The following is a 3,529-nucleotide window of genomic DNA, read 5'->3' as shown; positions in this document are numbered from 1 at the left end:
GTAACAGGCTGACGGCCTGGGAGCGCTTGCGGCAGGGCGGCGTGGCCGAGGTTCCCGTGCAGCCAAGAGACGTGTTTGAAGCGGCGCTGTTGCGCAAGGCCAGCGGCATCATCGTGGTACACAACCACCCCGGCGGCAATCCCGCCCCTTCAGAGGCAGACAAGAGCTTTACGGCAGAACTGGAAAGACTTGCGCCGCAACTGGGCCTGCGTTTTCTTGATCACGTTATTGTTACCGAGGGAGACTGCTACAGCATCACACAGATGCAGACCATATAGGCAGTCAGGGAGAATATATGGCCGACTACAACGACAAGAACTATTTGTTGCACATGAACGGGCCTGATTCCGACACCGGGCCTGGCGTCGAAAACGAAGATCCGCACGCTGTGGAAAATCCCGGACAGGATCTGGCCGAAAACGAAGGCGGCCTTGCCGCCGCCATGCAGAGCATCCCCGAAACTCTGCCCATCCTGCCCGTGCGCGATGTGGTTATTTTCAACTACATGATTCTGCCGCTCTTTATCGGGCGCGAAAAGTCCGTTCAGGCCGTTGAGGCGGCCCTCAAGAACGGGCGGCACCTGCTTGTCTGCGCGCAAAAGGAAGAAGCGACCGAAGACCCCGGTCCCGATGATATTTACCGGGTGGGTACGGTGGTGCAGGTCATGCGCATGCTCAAGATGCCCGACTCGCGGGTGAAGATTCTGGTGCAGGGCGTCAGCCGCGCCCGTGTGCGCGAATTCAGCCAGGTGGAGCCGTTTCTTGAGGCCCGCATCGAAACCCTGCCAGAAGCCACCCCAAAAATCGACGCCACTGTTGAAGCCCTGCTGCGCTCCGTGCGCGAACAGAGCGAAAAAGTGCTGTCCCTGCGCGGGCTTTCTTCGCCGGACGTGCTGGCAGTGCTGCAAGGCGTGGATGATCCCGGCCGCCTGGCCGACCTCATTGCCGCCAACATGCGCATGAAAACGGCCGACGCACAGCAGATTCTTGAGGCGGAAGACCCGCTGGACCGCCTCATGCTGGTCAACACCCAGTTGCAGCGCGAGGTTGAGGTCGCCACCGTGCAGGCCCGCATTCAGAGTTCGGCCCGCGAAGGCATGGACAAGGCTCAGAAGGACTACTTCTTGCGCGAACAGCTCAAGGCTATCCGCAGCGAACTTGGCGACAAGGACGATGAGGGAGAGGAAGAACTGGAAAGCCTGCGGGCCGCCCTGGACAAGGCCGGCATGCCCAAGGACGTGCGCAGGGAAGCCGACAAGCAGCTGCGCCGTCTGGCAGGCATGCACGCGGACTCTTCCGAGGCCAACGTGGTACGTACCTATCTGGACTGGCTGTCGGAACTGCCCTGGAAAAAGCTCTCGCGCGACAGGCTGGACATAGCCCACGCCAAGCAGATCCTGGATGAGGATCACTGCGGCCTGGAAAAAATCAAGGACCGTATTCTTGAATTCCTGAGTGTGCGCAAGCTCAATCCGCAATCCAAGGGACCGATTCTCTGTTTTGCCGGCCCTCCCGGCGTGGGCAAAACGTCCCTCGGACGTTCCATCGCGCGCGCACTGGGGCGCAAGTTCCAAAGGCTGTCCCTGGGCGGCATGCACGATGAGGCAGAAATACGCGGGCACAGGCGCACCTATATCGGGGCCATGCCCGGGCGCATCATCCAGAGCCTCAAACAGGCAGGTACACGCAACCCCGTCATTGTGCTGGACGAAGTGGACAAACTCGGCGCGGACTTCAGGGGTGACCCCTCGTCCGCCCTGCTGGAAGTGCTGGACCCGGAACAGAACCACACCTTCAGCGACCATTACCTGAACGTGCCTTTTGATCTTTCAAAGGTCATGTTTCTGTGTACGGCCAACCATCTGGAGACCATCCCGGCCCCTCTGCGCGACCGCATGGAGGTCATCACCCTGCCCGGCTACACCATGCAGGAAAAGGCCGAAATCGCCCGCAAGCATCTGTTGCCCAAAAAAATCAAGGAAAACGGCTTGCTGGAAAAGGATGTCTCGCTGGACGAGGCGGCCCTGGAAAAAATCATACGCGAGTACACACGCGAAGCGGGCCTGCGCAATCTGGAGCGCGAACTGTCCTCCATATGCCGCAAGCTGGCCCGCCGCAAGGCTGAGGGCAAGAAAGGGCCGTTCAGGGTCGGCGCTGCCGATGTGGAAAGGCTCTTGGGCGCACCCCGCTTTATTGAAGACGAAAAAGAAAAGAAGCTCATGCCCGGCATGGCTCTGGGCCTGGCCTGGACCCCCGCTGGCGGGGAAGTTCTTACCGTGGAAGCAACGGTGATGAAGGGCAAGGGCGGCCTTACCCTTACAGGCCAGTTGGGCGATGTCATGAAAGAAAGCGCTCAGGCCGCCTTAAGCTATATACGCAGCCGTGCTGACGAACTGGGTGTGGATCCGTCCTTTGTGTCGGAATACGACATTCATGTGCACGTCCCCGCGGGGGCCACGCCCAAGGACGGCCCTTCGGCAGGCGTAACGCTCACTACGGCGCTGATCTCGGCCCTCAGTGGGCGGCGCGTGCGCGCCGATCTGTGCATGACCGGCGAGATCACCCTTCAGGGCCGGGTGCTGCCCGTGGGCGGCATCAAGGAAAAAATCCTGGCCGGTGTGGCGCGCGGACTGAAGCACGTGATCATTCCGTGGCAGAACACCAAGGACCTTGAAGACGTGCCCAAGGAGCTGCTCAAGCGTATTGCCGTGCATCCTGTGCACCATTATGACGAGCTGCTGCCCCTGGTTTTTGAGGGCAAAAACGACAAAGGCGGCGCATCGGGCGCCGGGCAAACCGGTGGCAAGTCCGGCAAGGGCAAAGCCGCATCAGGCAAGAAAGATGTGGTTGCGGCCCTTCCATCCAAACCGGCGGCCCCTCGCCCCCGTCGAAAGGGTCAGGATGATGACCAGCGGCCCAATGCGGAAGCCGGAGCCTGAAGACGGTGCGTCTGCGTCAATATCTGATTGAAGCTGCGCAAACATTGCAAAAGGCGGGGGCAGACAGCCCCCGCCTTTGCGCGCAGGTGTTGGTTGAAAAAGCGTTGCACCTTGATCGCCTTGCCTGTGTCATGCAGGCCGAGCGACAATTGCACGCCCACGAAATTCAGATTTTGGACACCCTGCTCGCCCGCCGTGCCGCCGGGGAACCTCTGGCGCACATCACGGGCAGCAAAGAATTTTACGGTCGCGACTTTGCCGTGACACCCCACACCCTCATTCCCAGACCGGAGACAGAACTGCTCGTGGATAAAGCCCTGGCTGCCGCACGGGAAATGGTTTCTGCCGGAAACGGGCCGGATACCTCAGGCAGGCTCGCCGGACACGACGTGCAACTGCGCAAACCGGAAAGCATGTCCGCAGGTCGAGGTCCCTGTTTCGCGGATCTGGGCTGCGGTTCGGGCTGTATAGGCATCACGCTGGCCCTGGAACTGCCGCACTGGCAGGGCGTACTGGTGGACATCAGCCCGGAGGCCGTAAAAACGGCCCGGCACAACGCCGCATGCCTCGGCGTACAGGACCGGCTGACAT

3 protein-coding genes are annotated in these 3,529 nt (G+C 60.9%); all 3 read left to right on the top strand.

Features of this window, described 5'->3' with window-relative positions:
* Positions 1–278 (top strand): JAB domain-containing protein (locus V6C16_RS09515; RefSeq protein WP_333543079.1); only part of this gene is annotated, 278 nt, incomplete at its 5' end.
* Positions 279–295: 17 nt separating this feature from the next.
* Entirely contained in the window at positions 296–2,938 is a 2,643-nt protein-coding gene (gene lon / locus V6C16_RS09510) for an endopeptidase La (protein WP_333543078.1), read from the top strand.
* A 5-nt stretch (positions 2,939–2,943) separates the two neighbouring features.
* A partial coding sequence (locus tag V6C16_RS09505) for a N5-glutamine methyltransferase family protein (protein WP_333543077.1) occupies positions 2,944–3,529 on the top strand: 586 nt, incomplete at its 3' end.

The organism is Desulfovibrio sp. 1188_IL3213 (assembly GCF_036763145.1).
Lineage (GTDB): Bacteria > Desulfobacterota > Desulfovibrionia > Desulfovibrionales > Desulfovibrionaceae > Desulfovibrio.
The sequence above is the reverse complement of the archived record's forward strand: the minus strand, read 5'-3'. Positions and strand labels throughout refer to the sequence as shown.

Excerpts from the sequence above, each read along its gene's own strand:
- lon (WP_333543078.1), top strand. The coding sequence starts at position 296 with ATGGCCGACTACAACGACAAGAACTATTTGTTGCACATGAACGGGCCT.